Origin of the sequence: Pedobacter petrophilus, from assembly GCF_009674725.1 — a bacterium.
Classification (GTDB): Bacteria; Bacteroidota; Bacteroidia; order Sphingobacteriales; family Sphingobacteriaceae; genus Pedobacter; species Pedobacter petrophilus.
In genome coordinates, this window is the sequence record NZ_WKKH01000023.1 from 60,100 (window position 1) to 78,251 (window position 18,152).

Here is an 18,152-nt window from a genome sequence, read left to right on the forward strand (position 1 = left end):
TATTAATTTTAAAATTTAATGGTTGGTGGAAGGTATTTTGCAACTAAGGCCTGGTAGTAAGGTTGCAATTCTTCCCAGCTTTTCTGGTTTGGGTTTTTAGAGTACAAATCATAAGGATTAAATAATCTAACCCATTTAAACATTTCATGGTCTTTTTCGCTCATTAAGTGATCATAAGCATTTTCTCTGTGTTGCGCGTAAAAAGAATGGTAGCGCAACATGTATAATCCGGATTCCGGTAAATATGGCTTCATCATATGGTATACATATTCATCATGTCCCCACGACATATCCACTGCATCCAGGCCGCAATTTTGCGTGTATACACCCAGTTTGGTTTGATAAGCCGGATGATGAAAGTCTGGGTTTGCAGTGAAAAACTCTGGGTAAACGATTTTATCAGAGTAAGCACATCCAACAGGAAATGTATCACCAACAACTGCCCATTGTGGCTCGCCGTATAAACAAAGTACCTTTCCCATGTCATGGATCAGGCCTACTAACACCATCCAATCCGGGTGACCGTCATTGCGAATCGCCTCAGAAGTTTGAAGCAAGTGCTGCATTTGGTCTAAATCTGTATCCGGATCTGAATCATCAACAAGTTTGTTCAGGAAATCAAAAGCGCTCCAGATCGGCATTTCTTCTTTATCAAACTTTAAATATTCAGCTTTCTTTTGCTGAACAAAATCGTATGTCTGGTAAGTATGATTTAAGCGATAGAACTCTTTTACACCATCTTTTTCAGTCTCTTCATAATTACGGAACTGGTCTTCTTTTTTATCAGCATTAATGCTGGTTGGATCAGGGTAACGGACTAATAAATCCTCTTCCCATTGATCAAGGTTTTTCAAAGGATTTTGATCGTCCTGTGAAATGATGTTTTCGTTTCTCATAAGATAGAAATTTGGTTAAGATGTCTTTTGGTTTCATAAAGTTGAGTTTTTGAAAGACTAAACTTTTATTTTTCCAGGTATTTATTTACGTAAACGATTAAGTAATTATAATTGATCAGGATAAACTAATTGTAAATGAGTGTCTTGTGTTGGTTGTGAGCTTTTTTAGCGCGGGCAATGCTAAAAAAAGTAATGAGGGTTGTCAGCTAATCATTCAATAGTAATTTCTATCTGACAATAATTTGCTATTTTCGTTAAGCAGTGCGTTCGTATTTACGATGATCACTTGTCAGAAATCATCAACTTGACCCTTAAATATTGAAACTGTATTAATAGCAGTTTAATTTTGTTATCGTCTGATTTTAGTTCAGATGTATGCCGAAACGCGGAGATTTAAATATAAGGTGGCTTTTGAAAAACTACAACTAACAAACGAATTAGGTACACATGTCTGGAGAGGTTAATATTAAAAGATTAGCGCTGGAGCTTAATATTTCCATTGCTACCGTATCGAAAGCACTTAATGATAGCCATGAGATTAGCTTAAAAACGAAAAATCGGGTTTGGGATCTGGCAAAAGCCCTCAATTACACGCCAAATCCTGCAGCAAGTAATCTAAGAAGTAATAAGACTAAAACAATTGCGGTAATTATTCCTTGTGTAGCCAATAACTTCTTTTCGCTATCTATTAAAGGGATCGAGGAAGTTGCACGGCAATATGGCTATCATGTATTAATCTATCAAACGCATGAAGATACCGAAATGGAAAGGTCATTTACCAATAGCTTGCTAAATGGGAGGGTAGATGGAATTCTGACGTCCGTATCCAGCAATGAATACAACAATGAATATTATCAAAATCTTGTTAAAAAAATTCCTTTGGTGTTTTTTGATCGGGTTTATGAAAACATAGATACTTTCACTGTAACCACGGACGATTATGAAATCTCATTCAATGCGACAGAACATCTGATAGAAAGCGGCTGTAAAAAAATTGCTTACTTATATGGCTTGGAGAAGTTACCCGCCGGAAGGGCAAGATTCTCAGGCTATAAAGATGCCATGAATGCCCATGGACTGGAAGTAGCTGAGCATCTTATCGTAAATTATATAGATGATGACGAATTGAATTTACAGAATATCAAAAAGCTGTTTAATGAAAATCAGCCAGACGCGGTTTTTTCATCTCTGGAAGAGTTCATTATTCCTGCCTATACAGCTTGTCAGGAGTTAAAACTAAATATCCCAGACGATGTAAAGCTTCTGAGTTTTTCTAATTTATCATCCGCGAAATTGCTTAATCCCTCGCTCACAACAATCACACAACCGGCATTCGAAATCGGGAATGAGGCGGCTAAATGCCTTTTTAAAATTCTAAATAAGAAAGGAATTGGTGATGATCAGAACATTGTACTTAAATCGATGCTAATCAAGCGCGCCTCTACTGGTGGCTAAATGTTTCGTTATTAAGTGCTTAAAGCTAAACCCGAAAACGTTTACGTAATTAAATAAATTATAAAGCATTGAAGGTTCATTTTTTTTCTGACTTTTAGAATAACCAAATATATATAGACATCCCTGATATGAATCATCTTTCTGCGCTAGACTGTGCCGTTTTCTTTATATACTTTATTATTGTATCTGCCTATGGCTACTGGGTTTACCGAAGTAAGAAAAAGAAACAAACGGATACGAAAGATTATTTCCTTGCAGAAGGTTCTTTAACGTGGTGGGCCATTGGAGCATCAATTATTGCTTCCAATATCTCTGCGGAGCATTTTATCGGCATGTCGGGTTCTGGTTTTGCTATGGGGCTGGCTATTGCCAGTTACGAATGGATGGCAGCAGCAACGCTGATTATTGTGGCAATATTTTTTCTTCCCATTTACCTGAAGAACAAAATTTACACCATGCCTCAATTTCTTTCTCAACGATACAACAATACGGTAAGTACTTTGATGGCTGTTTTCTGGCTGCTGGTTTATGTATTTGTTAACTTAACTTCCATATTTTTCCTTGGGGCCATTGCCATCGAAACCATTACTGGTATTCCTTTTAGTACCTGCATCATATTCCTGGCTATTTTTTCTGCCATTATCACACTTGGCGGAATGAAAGTAATCGGATATACCGATGTGATTCAGGTGATTGTGCTGGTAGCAGGTGGATTAATCACCTGTTACATGGCACTAAAATTAGTTTCCGAAAAATTAGATACGCAAACCGTGTTGGGTGCACTTCCATTGTTACGTTCGGAAGCGTCTGATCATTTTCACATGATTTTCTCAAAAGGAGATAAGTTCTACAATGAATTGCCCGGTATTGCGGTTTTGGTCGGTGGACTGTGGATCAACAACCTGAATTATTGGGGTTGTAACCAATATATTGTTCAGCGCGCACTTGGTGCGGATTTGAAAACTGGCCGAAGCGGACTTATTTTCGCCGCATTTTTAAAACTTCTAATTCCTGTAATCGTGGTTATCCCTGGCATTGCGGCTTTTGTTTTGTATCAGCGCGGCTATTTTCAACAGGAAATGCTCGATGCCAGTGGGGTAGTGAAACCAGATCACGCTTATCCGGTATTGATGAATTTATTACCTGTTGGCGTTAAGGGTATGGCTTTCGCTGCCTTAACAGCTGCTATTGTAGCCTCTCTTGCGGGAAAATCTAACAGTATTGCCACTATTTTTACACTCGATATTTATAAAAAGTTTATCAAGCCAGAGGCTTCCGAAAGAAGGTTAGTCGCCGTTGGTCGCTGGTCAGTCGTGGTCGCTTCTTTAATTGCCATCGTTGTAGCACCCGCCTTAAGAAGCTTCGATCAGGTTTATCAGTTCATCCAGGAATATGTAGGCTTCATTTCTCCTGGTGTATTTGCTATTTTTCTGCTGGGTTTCTTCTGGAAAAGAACCACTTCACGGGCAGCACTCACAGCGGCATTGCTTACGATTCCACTATCCATGCTCTTCAAATTTTTACCCGTATTAACCAACGGATGGATAGCCGCTATTCCTTTCCTAAATAGAATGTCGTGGGTATTCGTCATCATTATTATTTTAATGGTTTTGGTAACTTTGACTGATCCCAAAAGTAAAAACAATCCACAAGGTCTTGAAATTGATCGCAGTATGTTCAAGGTAACTCCGGCATTTATGGTAGCTGCGGTAATCATTTGTGGTATCCTGGCTGCGCTTTATTCCGTTTTTTGGTAGACTGACAAATGATTATGATTAACTGCTAAAATGAACCAAATTAATACAAATGAAATTTAAGATCCTGATTATTTTTTCGCTGCTGCTTTCTTTCCATGCAATTGCGCAACAAAAGTTTAACATTAAAAATTATGGTGCCATTGGCGATGGCAAAACCAACGATGCCCGGGCCATCCAAAAAGCTATTGATGCCTGCGCTGCTGCTGGCGGTGGACAAGTGCTGGTTCCTGCTGGTCATGTTTTTCTGGCTGGTCCATTTGACTTAAAATCTTTTGTTGATTTAAAAATCGAAGGTGGGGCAAAGATTTTATCCAGTCCGGATGAAAAATTGTATACCAAAAGTGCTTTTAGAGAAAATAAAGGAGAAGGAACAATTTGGATAGGGGGTGAAAAACTGGAACAGGTGAGCATTACCGGAACCGGGATTTTGGATGGAAACGGAATTTCCTTTATGGGAGCAGAGCTGGAAGACTCTTATGTACTAAAGCCCTTCAATATCATCGATCCAAGGCCGCATTTATTGACGCTTATCGATTGTAAAAAATTGAATATTGATGGCGTAACTTTTCAAAACTCTGCCTATTGGACTGTTCACCTAATTGGATGTAATGATGTTTCTATTTCTAACATTACGCTTTTAAATAGTATCAAAATCAGAAATAGCGATGGTATAGATTTGGATCATAGTAAAAATGTGAGGATCACCAATTGTTACATAGAATCCGGCGATGACTGTATCTGTCTGAAAAACCGTCGTGAGTTTGCAGAATATGGTGCTTGCGAAAATATTGTGATCAGCAATTGCACCATGACCTCAAGTTCTTGCGCCATAAAAATCGGTTCAGAAAATATGGATCGCATCAGTAAGGTATTAATCAATAACTGCAATATTGTAAATAGTAATCGGGGTATTGGTATCCAGAACAGGGATGAAGGAACAGTAAGCGAAGTTATTTTTTCAAATCTATTAATAGAAGCAAAGTTATTTTCTGATGTATGGTGGGGCAAATCAGAACCCATTTACATCACCGCTTATCCAAGAGCAACAGGGAATAATAAGGATGCGGGCTGGCGCCTGCCGAAAGGCCAAACTAAGGGAAATGTTGGGGCTGTAAGCGATATTTATTTTAGTAATATTCGGTGCACAGGCGAAAGCGGAGTTTACATCAGTGGCGAAAGTCAGGATAAAATTTCTAATATCCACTTTGATCAGGTAAGTGTTAAGTTAAACAAAACCACAAAAGAACCTGGTGGAATTTACGATCGCAGACCGAGTAACGTGGAGGGATTAGTGAAAAGTGCCATTGCCGGGTTTTACTTTGAAAACACGGGATACATTAGCGTAAACAATAGCGAAGTAATCTGGGGACCAAATAAGCCATCTTATGCCGGGAAAGCACTAGAGCAAAAAAACGCGAAGAAAGTTAGCGTAGTGAATTTTCAGGAAAATGTAAATCGTTAGGTTTTGGGTTAAGGTGGTTGTCACCCCTGAATTTATTTCAGCGCCTTTTCATGCGATTAAGATGCTGAAATAAATTCAGCAAGACGATGAGCCTAATAAACAACTACAAGCAATTATTTTGATAGACAATAATCGGATTCAGGCTTTTGGCTACCTGAATAACAGCTTGTAATTTTAGTATGAAAATCTTTGCTTATCCTTCTGCTTCAACACCTTCTTCATACATTTCGTTAATGGCATCGGTATATTTTTTTTCTACAACCCGGCGTTTAACCTTCATTGTTGGTGTAATTTCGCCCTCATCAATATTGAATGGGTTACGTTTAATCTTAAAGTTCTTAATTCGTTCAAATTTGGCTAACTCATTAGAGATTTTTTTGATATCAAGTTCCATCCATTCAATGATTTCTTTTTCGCTGATGAAAGTCTCTGGTTGTTCAAAAAAATCAGGTTTTAACTTAAATGTTTCTTCCAGTGTTTCTCTGTTTGGAATAATAATCGCTGTGATGAATTCGCGCTGATCCCCAATTAAAAAGAGCTGATCGATTTTCGGACTTTTTAAGTAAATATTCTCAACCGGCGTTGGATAAACATTTTTGCCATAAGCATTAACAATCATATTTTTTAAGCGATGAGTAATTTGAAGATTTCCCTTATAAAAGCGGCCAATATCTCCCGTATGGAACCACATGTCTTTATCTATGGCTTCACTGGTCTCCGCAGGTTTATTAAAATAACCTTTCATCACACAATGGCCGCGAACAATTACCTCACCTTCTTCACATTCAAAACCTTCATCGAAGGTGTCATGTGTTTGAATGTTGATCATTTTCTTGGTTTCCACATCCTGAATCCCAACCTCAATACCAGGAATTACACGACCTACAGTGCCATAAACCTGTCGGTGATATTCGGTAACAGACATTACCGGAGAGGTTTCGGTTAAGCCAAATCCTTCTAAAATTTTGATGCCTAAATCTCCAAAAAACTCGCCCACATTTTTAGGTAGGGCAGCGCCACCGGAAATCATAAACTTTAAGCGACCGCCGGTTTTCTCCTTTATCTTACTAAATACCAATTTTTCCGCAATAGCCTTTTTTCCCGAAAGAATCAACCCCGGACTCTTACCAGCTTCTTTAATTACACGGTAATTTTTGCCGGTTTCTAAAGCCCAGGTAAATATTTTTGCCTTTGTGCCACCAGCGGCTGTGCCGGATTTAATGGCTTTGTCATGAATTCTTTCCAGCAATCGTGGTACGCAGCTCATCACCGTAGGACGAACTTCTCCCATATTTTTAGCCAGTAATTCTAAGCTTTGAGCGAAAGCAATTTTACAGCCCTGCGCACAGCAAACATGATAAGTTGCGGTTCGCTCAAACACGTGAGATAGTGGCAGGAAGGAGAGGAAGGTTTCGGTTTGATCAATCACTGGAATTTGCTGCAAACAAACTTCTACATTTTTAACAAAATTGTAGTGCGTAAGCATTACGCCTTTCGGTGTTCCGGTAGTGCCGGATGTATAGATTAAAGAAGATACGTCGCTGGGTTCCACTAAATTTCTACATTGTTCAATTTCTGCTTTCTCTGCTACAGTAACCTGATGTTTCAGCGACAGAATATCTGAAAACGCAATAACTTCCACATTTACATCTGCTGGAATCGTTACTTTTTCGTAATCCTTAAATGCCGGTATGATGTATTTTAAATCCTTACAATTTGAAGCAACTTTCAAAACCTTTTTATACAGAAAATTATTCCCGACAAGAATGCCTTTTATGCCGGAATCATTAATAATATAAGCCACTTCCTGTTCAGAAAGTGTTGGGTATATAGAAACGTTAATTACACCGATTTGTTGAATACCCTGATCATAATATACATATTCAGGAGAATTTTCAATCATTAAGCCCAGCCGGTCTCCTTTTTTTATCCCCTTCTCTAAAAAGTAAGCAGAAACAGCATCAGCTCTTTTCAGGGTGTCTTCATATGAAATCTCAACCCATTCGGCACCCTGTTTATGGATTAGAAAAGTATCCTCAGGCTTATGAATGTTTTTTACAACATTTCTTAACAGGGTAGGAACAGTTGAAAATTCGTTTATTAATGGCATGCTCGTAATCTGATTGTTCGTTATTTTAACAATTATAATACTTTTAGCTTTAATAATGGCAACAGTATGATAAACCTATCCTAAAAATAAATAAAAAAATGTAAAATTTGAGCGAGCAAAAAAGACCGTAAGAAAAAACGGACAGTAGGTTTATTTAAAAAATAATGAAAATACCTTTTTTTAGGTAGATCCATATAGTGGTTTATAGTTGTTTTTAATCTGTTTTAGCCAAATTATCAGGTATTGGCACTACAGTTGTAATTGGGCATTTTAAACTTAGAATTAAAAATTGCATGATGAAAAAAACAACAACAAAATTAACTGTGGTAGCCAAAGGATGTACATTTGCTTTAATAGTAGGTGTAGTGCTACAATTTGCGGCTTGCTCTAAAAACAAAGATATTAATCCGAGCGATGAAGAAATCTTGAGCAAGAAAATAGAAGATATTATTCCGCAACAGTATGTGGATAGCTTGACCAAATTGGGGTTTACTATTAATAAGGGTACTACGCCCCCAAATATCGATGGCTCTTACTTGTTTAAGCCTTTCACCATAAAAAGCAGTAATATACCTTACGATACCTATCTGCCGGGTTATGTGCTTATTGATGGCGCAGTTAAACTTTATGAGCAAAGTGCTAGCGATTTCAGCATAAAAATGTTGGGCAAAAATTTCGTTGGTGCAGCAGATACCAGTGTTGTAACCGCCATTAGTGGGAGTGGAAATAAATTTACCGTTTACGGAAAGGTAAAAGCGTACAGAAACGGTGGTTATAATTTTTACGCTTTTTTAATGTCTGGAGAAAAAGATGGTAATAATATTAAAAACGGAATTGCAGGCATCATGAACATCGACGATTCTCACACCGGACCTGGCACCATTGCAAAGGGGCAAGGCAGAGTTGCCTTTGATGGCGATTATACTTCTGGACCTACAGATTTTAATAGCAAAACCGCTGTGATTACCGAAAAAAATACCATCAGCAGTAAACCATCTCAAATCAAATAACAAAAAAAGCGGCCTGGAAAATCTCCTAGGCCGCTTTCTTTTTAGTGTTAAATTTATACTGAAAAACTCTCACCACAGCCACAAGTGCGGCTGGCATTGGGATTAACAAAGTTAAAACCTTTTCCATTTAAGCCATCAGTGAAATCTAATTCAGTTCCGGCCAGATAGAGAAAGGATTTCATATCTAATGCAATTTTGATTCCCCTATCTTCAAAAAACTGATCACCTTTTTGCTCTTCGTTATCGAAATCTAAATTATAGGATAATCCGGAACAACCACCGCCTTTTACAGAAACACGTAAAAAGTAATCAGAACCCATTTCAGAATCCTGCATGAGGTGATCAATTTTGTCTTTTGCTTTATCGGTTATTGTGATCATAGTATCGAGATTTGAGTATCAAGTATCAAGAAAAAATCGAACCGTCGTCTCGATACTTGATACTAAATACTTGTTACTTTTATTAGTGGTGCGATTTTTCTAAAACAATTGCCTCTAAACCATTTTTAACACGATAATCGTTAATGGCAGATTTAATTGCATCTTCTGCAAGTACTGAGCAGTGAATTTTTACCGGAGGCAAGGCCAATTCTTCAACAATATCCATGTTATCGATGGTTAAAGCTTCATCAATTGTTTTTCCTTTTAACCATTCTGTAGCTAAAGAAGAAGAAGCAATTGCTGATCCACAACCAAATGTTTTGAATTTGGCATCGGTGATTACATTTTCTTCACTTACTTCAATTTGTAAACGCATTACGTCGCCACACTCAGGTGCACCAACTAAACCAGTTCCTACAAATTTACTATCTTTATTTAATGTACCTACGTTACGTGGGTTATTGTAATGGTCAATTACTTTTTCTGAATATGCCATGATTTTATTTTTTTAATCTCCTTACGGAGCAATTTTTTAATTAATTATCAATTATCAGTTTTCAATTGCCAGTTCGCGTATTCCAAACTGTTAACTGCTAACTCCAGACTGGCTTAGTGTTCTGCCCACTCAATTTTACTTAGGTCAATTCCTTCTTTAAACATTTCCCAAAGTGGAGAAAGTTCTCTTAAGTGATTTACCGCTTTTTCAGTAACTGCAATGGCTTGATCTATTTCTTCTTCAGTTGTAAAACGGCCTAAACCGTAACGGATAGAAGAGTGTGCTAAATCATCAGATAAACCTAAGCTTTTCAATACGTAAGATGGTTCTAAAGAAGCAGAAGTACAAGCAGAACCTGAAGATACTGCTAAATCACTCATGGCCATCATTAAACCTTCACCCTCAACATATTTGAAAGAAATATTCGCTACATGTGGTAAACGGTGTTGTGTATTACCATTAACATAACTCTCTTCCATTTTGTTTAAAGTTGATTCCAGCTTATCACGCAGTGCAGATAAACGAATGGTTTCACTTTCCATTTCTAAACGGCAAAGTTCGCAGGCTTTACCTAAACCAACAATTCCAGGAACGTTTAAGGTACCAGAACGCATTCCACGTTCATGGCCACCGCCATCCATTTGTGAAGTAACCTTAACTCTAGGGTTTTTTCTACGAACGTAAAGTGCACCAACGCCTTTCGGACCGTACATTTTGTGTGCAGAGAAAGCCATCAAATCAATGCCATCGGCATTTACATCAACAGGAATTTTACCTACTGCCTGTGTTGCATCTGTCATGAATAAAGCACCAAACTTATGTGCGATAGCAGAAATTTCTTTAACCGGCTGAATTACACCAATTTCGTTATTTCCGTACATGATTGAAACTAAAATAGTTTCCGGAGTCATCGCTGCCTCTAATTCAGCTAAGTCGATTAAACCGTCTTCTTTAACCCCTAGATAAGTTACTCTTGCGCCATTTTTCTCCAGGTGTTTACAAGTATCTAATACAGCTTTATGTTCAGTAACCGCAGTAATGATGTGGTTACCTTTTTCTTTATACATTTCGAACACACCTTTAATCCCTAAGTTATCAGCTTCGGTTGCTCCAGATGTAAAAATCACTTCTTTTTCAGTACAGCCGATTAATTTGGCTACCTGCTCACGAGCATAATCCACTCCTTCTTCAGCCACCCAACCAAAAGCGTGATTACGGCTTGCGGCATTTCCAAATTTCTCAGTAAAGTAAGGTAGCATCGCTTCCAACACTCTTGGATCTAAAGGTGTTGTTGCGTTATTATCTAAATATATCGGCTGTTTCATCTCTATTCTGTTAATTATAATACAAAGATACAAAAAAAGTTTCCTTAGAATTATAAATAATAGCTATGAGGTTATAGAGAAAAGCTGCATTTTTACATTCAACCAACCTTTTAAACCATGAATAAGATAGAACATATCGGAATAGCAGTAAAAAACCTTTCTAAGTCCGTTCCACTTTACGAGATGCTGTTAAATACATCCTGTTACAAAACAGAAATAGTTGCTTCAGAACATGTAAATACGGCATTTTTAAAAACGGGTGAGAATAAAATAGAACTCCTTGAAGCCACAGATGAAGACAGCTTAATCGCCAAATTTCTGGAGAAAAAAGGGGAGGGGATTCATCATATTGCTTTTGCTGTAGATAATCTTTTGGAAGAAATGGAACGATTGAAAGCCGGTGGCTTTGTACTGCTTAATGAAGTGCCTAAAAAAGGTGCAGACAATAAGATGGTTTGCTTTGTTCATCCGAAGGATACAAATGGTGTGTTAATCGAACTTTGCCAGGAAATTAAATGGGTTTAGTAGGTTATGGGCAAAGAGTAAGGGTAAAAGAGCAAAGAACAAACGGCATCGAGAAGTAATGACTATCAATTAGGAAAGACAATGAACGGTTAGCAAACAACGAAAAATGAACAACGAACAACGACGAACGATAGACGAAAAACGATAAACTAACATTCAAAACAAGAAAAGTATGTCATTGACAAAAATCATCAGCAAAGATTTCGATATTGAAGATAATCTTTCTGAAAATCAGTTGCGCGAAGCTCTGATTGATGCCTTTGCTTACCTGATCGATAATGATTTTCCTAAACTGATTCAGATCTTATATAAAGCTGATGTAGATCAATATCAATTAAAGGAAATGCTGGAAACCGTAGAGGGTTCAAGAGCAGCAGAGGTAATTGCCGATACCTATATTGCCCGCCAGATGGCCAAAATAGAAACATGGAAGAAATATAGTCAGAAAAAAGATTAACCTGATTTACTCTTGTACCGGATTAAAACGGTTATACATATCCATATTAAAGAAAGAAATGGAGTTGATTTTGTCGGCTTTCAATACGAGATCTGTTTTTAGTTCATTTGCATTTTCAACAGAGCCATCATCAATATAACTGGCGTAAACTGTTAAATATTGAGTGGTAAACACCAATTCTTTTTTATCATTTCGATAGCCGCTAAAAGCAGGGGTAATGCGGATGTAACTCGTCGTAAAAGGTTTTGGCAATTCTTTTACCCAGCCAATATAAAATTTTCCGCTGTCCATGGTAAACTGTAAAAGATGGGCATCAAAGAATGATGAACTCAGCAAAAGTTCAAATTCATTTCCAGATGTTGATATCGCTCTTTTAATGGCCTTAAGTCTGTTAATAAATAGATTTGCAAACTCTGTTGCAGCTACAGCCACAAATAAGGATAAGCTGGTGGTACCAAAATAAGGGGTATGAATAGGAAGTAGATCACTCAATTGAGTAACGGTTTCCGGAAAGAAGCTAATGAAGAATGCCCTTAATAAAAAGCATACGCCCAAAAGCATGATGCCGGCAAAGGCTGAGTTTAATAATACGCGTTGATTTTCTAATCGATATTGAACATATCGAAGGTATCTGAATCTGATCAGGATATAGTAGCCACCTACAAGAGGAAATAAAAGCAGGTTAAATGGCATCTATAGGCTATTTCTTGTTTTTGTCTTTTTCTATCTTTTTAAAGATGCTTGATTCCATTAATGCGCCAACCATTTCTCTTATTCTGGGTTGTGCAAAAAAATCTGGACTTTTAATATAAAGTTTTCCGTTGCTGTTAGCATGGATAATACCATCAAATGCGCCGTCTTTTCTCATATTTCAAATTTAGTGATATTTTTTAAATATCGGATAAACAATTTTGAATTCCAAAAGTTTAAATTTGCCGCCTGATTAGTTGATAGTTAAGGCGTTTAGTACAAGCTTTGCAAACGATAATTTTTGAGTTACCGGTAAGGAAAACGGTTATATTTTAAAATTCTCAATTTAGGCTTGTAAATCAAAAATAAAATTAGGATATTTGCATCCTCTAAAATAGAAGTAGAAAGATAATAGAAAATGTCATAAGCGTTGTTGCCAGCAAATTGCAAAAATGTTCTTGATGCTTTCACACAAATAACTTAAAATAATATTCAAATGAAAAAAGATTTGCACCCAACAAGTTACAGACCAGTTGTTTTTAAAGACATGTCTAACGAATATGCTTTCTTAACAAAATCTTGCGTAGATACTAAAGAAACAATTAAATGGGAAGATGGTAATGAGTATCCTCTTTATAAATTAGAGATTTCTCATACTTCACACCCTTTCTATACTGGTAAAATGAAATTGGTTGATACAGCAGGACGTATCGATAAATTCAAAAACCGTTACGCTAAGAAATAATTTTAGCAACAAAAAGCATTTTTTGAAGTCCCTTTGCCAAAAGCATCGGGACTTTTTTTATTTTTGCTGCTTATGACAATCAATTTATTTGATGATGCCAGCTGGATGTCTTTACGTCCGCTTACTTTTACCCGGCCGGTGGCCGATCTGCGTATTGGTATATTAACCATTGCAGAGAAATGGGGAAAATACCTGAAAGCCGAATTTGGTTTTATTACCCAGGACTATTTAAGTGCAAAATTTGCTTCTGCCGAAGCTTCTTTATCTATCAATGGAGCGTTATGTCCGGATGATGATTTGCTTCATGCCATATCAGCACTTAAAAGCGGTGAGGTACTTTTAGCTGGTGATGTTGTTCTCGCTTTTAATTCCAGCGATGTCTTCACTTATCAGGAAGCCCAACACCAGTTAAAACCAATTGAATTTGATGCTAAGTTTTTAAAAATAACCTACCCGGAGCAGATTTTCTCAAATAATCCTGCTGAGATTAGAAAAGATTTTGAATTGCTAACCAAAGGCCGGAGCTCGGCAGCTATAAGTAGCACCAACCAACTAATTGGTAATGATATCTTTTTAGAAGAAGGAGCTAAAATTGAATGCAGTGTTCTGAATACCACCTATGGTCCGATTTACGTTGGCAAAAATGCTGAAATCTGGGAAGGCAGCCTCATTCGCGGATCTTTCGCACTTTGTGAAAATTCATCGATCAAAATGGGAGCAAAAATTTATTCAGGCACCACTATCGGACCGAACAGCCGTGCAGGTGGCGAAATTAACAACTCTGTAATCTGGGGCAATTCGGCAAAAGGCCATGAAGGATATTTAGGTAATTCCGTAATGGGTGAATGGTGTAACATTGGTGCAGATACCAATAATTCGAATCTAAAAAATAACTACGCAGAAGTAAAGCTTTATGATTATGAAAGCAAGGCCATGCGAAATACGCAACTGCAATTTTGTGGTTTAATCATGGCCGATCATGCTAAATCCGGAATAAATACCATGTTTAACACCGGAACCGTAGTTGGCGTAAGTGCCAATGTTTTCGGTGCCGGCCTTCCTCCAAATCATATTCCCGATTTTAGCTGGGGTGGGGGGAATAGTTTCGAACCATATAAATTAGATAAGATGTTCGAAACAGCAGAAAAAGTATTTGCCAGAAAAACGTTACCTTTTGATCAGGTAGAAAAAGATATTTTAACGAAAATTTTTGAATTAACATCATCTCGCAGAAACTATTAATAATAACAAGGTCTTCTATTGAGATCTTCAAACCCATAAATTAAATACAATGAGAAAACAAATAGTAGCCGGTAACTGGAAAATGAATTTAGACTATAACGAGGGTGTTTCGTTGTTTAGTGAAATTGTAAATATGGTTAAAGATGAGCGCAAAGGCGATCAAATCGCAATCATTTGCTCACCTTTTATTCATTTAAACAGCCTGGCAAAATTGGGTGGAAATGATGTTAAGATTGGTGCTCAAAACATTAGTGATAAAGAAAGCGGTGCTTATACCGGCGAAACTTCGGCTAAAATGATTAAATCTGTTGGTGCAGAATATGTTATTTTAGGTCACTCAGAACGCAGACAATATTTTGCAGAAAGTGATGCTTTACTGGCAGAAAAAACTAAAGTAGCTTTAGCAAATGGCTTAACGCCAATCTTTTGTATTGGAGAAACTTTAGATGAACGTAACAACGGAAGTTATTACGAAGTATTGAAAAAACAATTGGTTGAAGGTATATTCAGTTTAAGCGATTCTGATTTTGCTAAAATCGTAATTGCTTACGAGCCAGTTTGGGCAATTGGTACCGGCTTAACGGCTTCTCCGGAACAAGCACAAGATATTCATGCATTTATCCGTTCAGAAGTTGAAGCCAACTATGGTTTTAACATTGCTGATGATACGACCATCCTTTATGGCGGAAGTTGCAACCCGGGTAATGCGGCAAGCTTATTCTCTCAGAAAGATATTGATGGTGGTTTAATAGGCGGTGCATCCTTAAAATCACGTGATTTTACAGATATTATTAGAGCATTAAACAGCTAGATGCAATATATAAAAGCAATATTTAAATTCAATAGTATTGAAGAATTTCAGCAAGATCTCCTGATCAGTGATCTTGCTGATTTAGGTTTTGATACTTTTGAAGACAGTGAAAGTGGTTTTACGGCTTTCGTGATTAAAGATAACTTCAATGAGCAGCTATTAAAAGATTTGCTTACGGGTTATGCTGATGATTTTGCTGCTACCTACGTTTTGGAAGATGTGGCAGATGAGAACTGGAATGCAGAATGGGAGAAAAACTTTAGTCCGCTAATTATTGACGATGTTTGCTATGTAAGGGCAACTTTTCACGAGCCGAAACCATCTTATCCTTATGAAATTATAATCGATCCGAAAATGGCTTTCGGAACGGGTCATCATCAAACCACAACCATGATGATGCAGTATATTCTAAGCGCTGATTTGCTCGACAAAAATATCCTCGATATGGGTTGTGGAACAGGAATTTTAGCTATTCTGGCTGGTAAATTAGGTGCCAAAAGTTTAATGGCTATCGATTATGATGACATTTGCTATGAGAGTACCATCGAAAATGCTACGTTAAATAATATCATTAATTTAAAAGCACTTTGCGGAAGTAAGGAAGTAATTCCTGATGAACAGTATGAGGTGATTTTTGCAAACATCAATAGAAACATTCTGCTCGATCAAATTCATCGCTATGCGGAAGTACTAAAACCGGAAGGTAAAATTTTCTTTAGTGGCTTTTACCTGGAGCCTGATTTAAGCATGATCACAGCAGAATGTGCCAAATATGGTATTAAATATCTCGATCATAAACAAAACGGGGATTGGGTTGCAGCTCAGTTTGAGAAGAAATAAGTATAGGATTTTGAATGAGTGAATGATTGAATTTAAAGTAGCTAATCATTTATTCATTCTATTATTCAAAATTCAATCATTTACAATATGCGGATACATTTTATAGCGATTGGTGGAAGTGCCATGCACAACCTTGCTATTGCTTTATATAAAAAAGGTTATCAGATTTCGGGTTCTGACGATGTGATTTTCGAGCCTGCAAAATCACGTCTGGATAAATATGGTTTATTACCTTTGGAAATGGGTTGGCAGGAAAGCCGGATTTCTACCGGTTTAGATGCTGTTATTTTAGGCATGCATGCCAGAATTGATAACCCGGAGTTGTTAAAGGCTCAGGAACTTGGTGTGAAAATCTACTCTTACCCGGAATATATTTACGAACAAAGCAAAGATAAGTTGCGGGTAGTTATTGGTGGTAGTCATGGTAAAACCACCATTACCAGTATGATTTTACATGTGCTGAATTATTACAATCGTGATTTCGATTATCTGGTCGGTGCGCAACTGGCTGGGTTTGAAACAATGGTTAAGGTTACCAAAGAGGCACCCGTTATGATCATTGAAGGTGATGAATATTTATCATCTCCGATAGACAGACGACCGAAATTTCATCTTTACAAAGCAAATGTGGCAGTGATTAGTGGCATAGCCTGGGATCATATTAACGTATTTCCAACCTATGCTGACTATACTTTGCAGTTTGAGAAGTTTATTGATACCATTGAAGAAAATGGCACTTTAATCTATTGCGAAGCCGATGCTGATCTCAATGAAATGGTATTGCAATCCAAAGCGAAAGTTAATAAAATTGGATATGCTATTCCTGCCCATGAAATTGCAAACGGCGTAACCTATCTGTTGCCGGAAAGAACTGCGTTAAAAGTTTTCGGTGATCATAACCTAATGAATTTAAACGCAGCAAAAGAGGTTTGCAAAACGTTGAATATTAATGCAGAAGAGTTTGATGCTGCAATATCATCGTTTACGGGGGCAGCCAAGCGATTAGAAGTAATTGCTGCTGATGAATCGACAAATGTTTATAAAGATTTTGCGCATTCGCCATCAAAACTTAAAGCCACTATTGATGCCGTTAAAGCACAATTTACCGATCGGAAATTAGTCGCCTGTATTGAGCTGCATACTTTTAGCAGTTTGAACAAAGATTTCCTTAAAGAATATGCTGGCGCGATGAACCAGGCAGATGAGGCCATTGTGTTTATAGATTTGAAGAGCTTTGAACAAAAAAGAATGGAGCCTTTCTCTGAAGAAGATGTACAACAAGCTTTTGATAATCCGAAATTGAAATTCTTTAATGATGCTACAAAGCTAAAAGCATATTTGTTAAGTTTAAATTATAAAGATGCTAATCTTTTAATGATGAGCTCTGGTAATTATGCCGGATTCGATTTACCTGAACTGGCAGCGGCGTTGTCAAGGTGAGCGGTTTTGGTATGAAGTCGAAAGTCCCAAGTCAAAATCTCCAGTCTAAAATCTCATATCTCCAGTCTCATATCTAAAAAAATGAAAAGCATAGGTGGTCGTATTAAGAAAAGTAGGGTGGCACTTGGCTTAAGTCAGGCGGATGCTGCGAAACAGCTTAATATTTCGACTCCTGCCTTTTGCAAAATAGAAACGGGCCAAACGGACCTGAATATTTCCAGATTACTCCAAATAGCCAAAACGTTTAAAGTGCCGGTAATAACTTTAATTACAGGTGAAGAAGCAGAAGAGGATTCATCTGTAGATTCGGCAGAATTGCTGCAACAACTGGCAGAAAAAGAAGAAGAGATCAATAAACTTCGAAAGAAGGTTATTGATCTCTATGATAAATTGGGGATGTAGATTTGTTTTTTATGATCAGCTTATAAACAGTTGTCATCGTAAGTTTGTATAAATAGGTTTTGAGAATTGCTGACAGGATATAATTTTGTTCAGCATAAAAGATCCAGCA

The 18,152-nt window shown here is 37.3% G+C and carries 19 protein-coding genes; 12 read left to right on the top strand and 7 right to left on the bottom strand.

Annotation, left to right across the window (positions count from 1 at the left end):
• Nucleotides 1-8 precede the first annotated feature (8 nt).
• A complete protein-coding gene (locus GJU39_RS14640; protein WP_154281669.1) occupies nt 9-896 on the bottom strand; it encodes an inositol oxygenase family protein in 888 nt (295 codons plus the stop codon).
• Nucleotides 897-1,343: 447 nt separating this feature from the next.
• Here GJU39_RS14640 and GJU39_RS14645 point away from each other — a divergent pair, with 447 nt between their 5' ends.
• The 3 genes from GJU39_RS14645 (at nt 1,344) to GJU39_RS14655 (ending at nt 5,570) form a co-directional block, all read left to right on the top strand.
• Nucleotides 1,344-2,351 (top strand): LacI family DNA-binding transcriptional regulator, encoded by a 1,008-nt coding sequence (locus GJU39_RS14645; protein WP_154281671.1) that lies wholly within the window; start codon nt 1,344-1,346, stop codon nt 2,349-2,351.
• 128 nt (nt 2,352-2,479) lie between these two features.
• The gene (locus GJU39_RS14650; RefSeq protein WP_154281672.1) at nt 2,480-4,108 is read left to right on the top strand and encodes a sodium/sugar symporter; all 1,629 of its coding nucleotides are present in this window, start codon (nt 2,480-2,482) and stop codon (nt 4,106-4,108) included.
• A gap of 49 nt (nt 4,109-4,157) precedes the next feature.
• The gene (locus GJU39_RS14655; RefSeq protein ID WP_154281674.1) at nt 4,158-5,570 is read left to right on the top strand and encodes a glycoside hydrolase family 28 protein; all 1,413 of its coding nucleotides are present in this window, start codon (nt 4,158-4,160) and stop codon (nt 5,568-5,570) included.
• Nucleotides 5,571-5,763: 193 nt separating this feature from the next.
• Here GJU39_RS14655 and GJU39_RS14660 read toward each other — a convergent pair whose 3' ends face one another.
• The gene (locus tag GJU39_RS14660; protein ID WP_154281675.1) at nt 5,764-7,680 is read right to left on the bottom strand and encodes an AMP-dependent synthetase/ligase; all 1,917 of its coding nucleotides are present in this window, start codon (nt 7,678-7,680) and stop codon (nt 5,764-5,766) included.
• Nucleotides 7,681-7,973: 293 nt separating this feature from the next.
• Between GJU39_RS14660 and GJU39_RS14665 the strand changes: the two genes are divergently transcribed.
• Entirely contained in the window at nt 7,974-8,690 is a 717-nt protein-coding gene (locus tag GJU39_RS14665; protein WP_154281676.1) for a hypothetical protein, read from the top strand.
• A 53-nt stretch (nt 8,691-8,743) separates the two neighbouring features.
• On the opposite strand, the gene GJU39_RS14670 is transcribed toward GJU39_RS14665, so the two are convergent.
• The 3 genes from GJU39_RS14670 to GJU39_RS14680 form a co-directional block, all read right to left on the bottom strand.
• Nucleotides 8,744-9,070, bottom strand: coding sequence for a HesB/IscA family protein (locus tag GJU39_RS14670; protein ID WP_088300521.1), 327 nt, complete (start codon nt 9,068-9,070; stop codon nt 8,744-8,746).
• 82 nt (nt 9,071-9,152) lie between these two features.
• On the bottom strand, nt 9,153-9,566 hold the full coding sequence (gene iscU / locus GJU39_RS14675) for a Fe-S cluster assembly scaffold IscU (protein WP_154281678.1): 414 nt from the start codon (nt 9,564-9,566) through the stop codon (nt 9,153-9,155).
• A 113-nt stretch (nt 9,567-9,679) separates the two neighbouring features.
• Nucleotides 9,680-10,891, bottom strand: coding sequence for an IscS subfamily cysteine desulfurase (locus GJU39_RS14680; RefSeq protein WP_154281679.1), 1,212 nt, complete (start codon nt 10,889-10,891; stop codon nt 9,680-9,682).
• 117 nt (nt 10,892-11,008) lie between these two features.
• Between GJU39_RS14680 and mce the strand changes: the two genes are divergently transcribed.
• Together mce and GJU39_RS14690 are read left to right on the top strand one after the other, a co-directional pair.
• Entirely contained in the window at nt 11,009-11,416 is a 408-nt protein-coding gene (mce, locus tag GJU39_RS14685; RefSeq protein WP_154281680.1) for a methylmalonyl-CoA epimerase, read from the top strand.
• A gap of 172 nt (nt 11,417-11,588) precedes the next feature.
• Nucleotides 11,589-11,873 carry a hypothetical protein gene (locus GJU39_RS14690; protein ID WP_154281681.1) on the top strand — a complete coding sequence of 95 codons (285 nt, stop codon included), beginning with the start codon at nt 11,589-11,591 and terminating at the stop codon, nt 11,871-11,873.
• 6 nt (nt 11,874-11,879) lie between these two features.
• Here GJU39_RS14690 and GJU39_RS14695 read toward each other — a convergent pair whose 3' ends face one another.
• On the bottom strand, nt 11,880-12,566 hold the full coding sequence (locus GJU39_RS14695) for a hypothetical protein (RefSeq protein ID WP_154281682.1): 687 nt from the start codon (nt 12,564-12,566) through the stop codon (nt 11,880-11,882).
• Between the two features lie 7 nt (nt 12,567-12,573).
• Nucleotides 12,574-12,741 carry a hypothetical protein gene (locus GJU39_RS14700; protein ID WP_154281684.1) on the bottom strand — a complete coding sequence of 56 codons (168 nt, stop codon included), beginning with the start codon at nt 12,739-12,741 and terminating at the stop codon, nt 12,574-12,576.
• A 318-nt stretch (nt 12,742-13,059) separates the two neighbouring features.
• On the opposite strand from GJU39_RS14700, the gene GJU39_RS14705 reads away from it, so the two are divergent.
• The 6 genes from GJU39_RS14705 (at nt 13,060) to GJU39_RS14730 (ending at nt 18,043) form a co-directional block, all read left to right on the top strand.
• Nucleotides 13,060-13,308, top strand: coding sequence for a type B 50S ribosomal protein L31 (locus tag GJU39_RS14705; RefSeq protein WP_025142617.1), 249 nt, complete (start codon nt 13,060-13,062; stop codon nt 13,306-13,308).
• Nucleotides 13,309-13,380: 72 nt separating this feature from the next.
• Entirely contained in the window at nt 13,381-14,550 is a 1,170-nt protein-coding gene (locus GJU39_RS14710; RefSeq protein WP_154281686.1) for a GlmU family protein, read from the top strand.
• 49 nt (nt 14,551-14,599) lie between these two features.
• Nucleotides 14,600-15,361 (top strand): triose-phosphate isomerase, encoded by a 762-nt coding sequence (gene tpiA, locus GJU39_RS14715; RefSeq protein ID WP_154281687.1) that lies wholly within the window; start codon nt 14,600-14,602, stop codon nt 15,359-15,361.
• Nucleotides 15,362-16,201, top strand: a complete 840-nt coding sequence (prmA, locus tag GJU39_RS14720; RefSeq protein WP_154281689.1) for a 50S ribosomal protein L11 methyltransferase — start codon at nt 15,362-15,364, stop codon at nt 16,199-16,201.
• Between the two features lie 87 nt (nt 16,202-16,288).
• Nucleotides 16,289-17,641, top strand: coding sequence for a UDP-N-acetylmuramate--L-alanine ligase (locus tag GJU39_RS14725; RefSeq protein ID WP_154281691.1), 1,353 nt, complete (start codon nt 16,289-16,291; stop codon nt 17,639-17,641).
• 81 nt (nt 17,642-17,722) lie between these two features.
• Complete coding sequence (locus GJU39_RS14730) at nt 17,723-18,043, top strand: helix-turn-helix domain-containing protein (RefSeq protein WP_154281693.1); 321 nt, start codon at nt 17,723-17,725, stop codon at nt 18,041-18,043.
• The last annotated feature ends 109 nt before the right edge of the window (nt 18,044-18,152 follow it).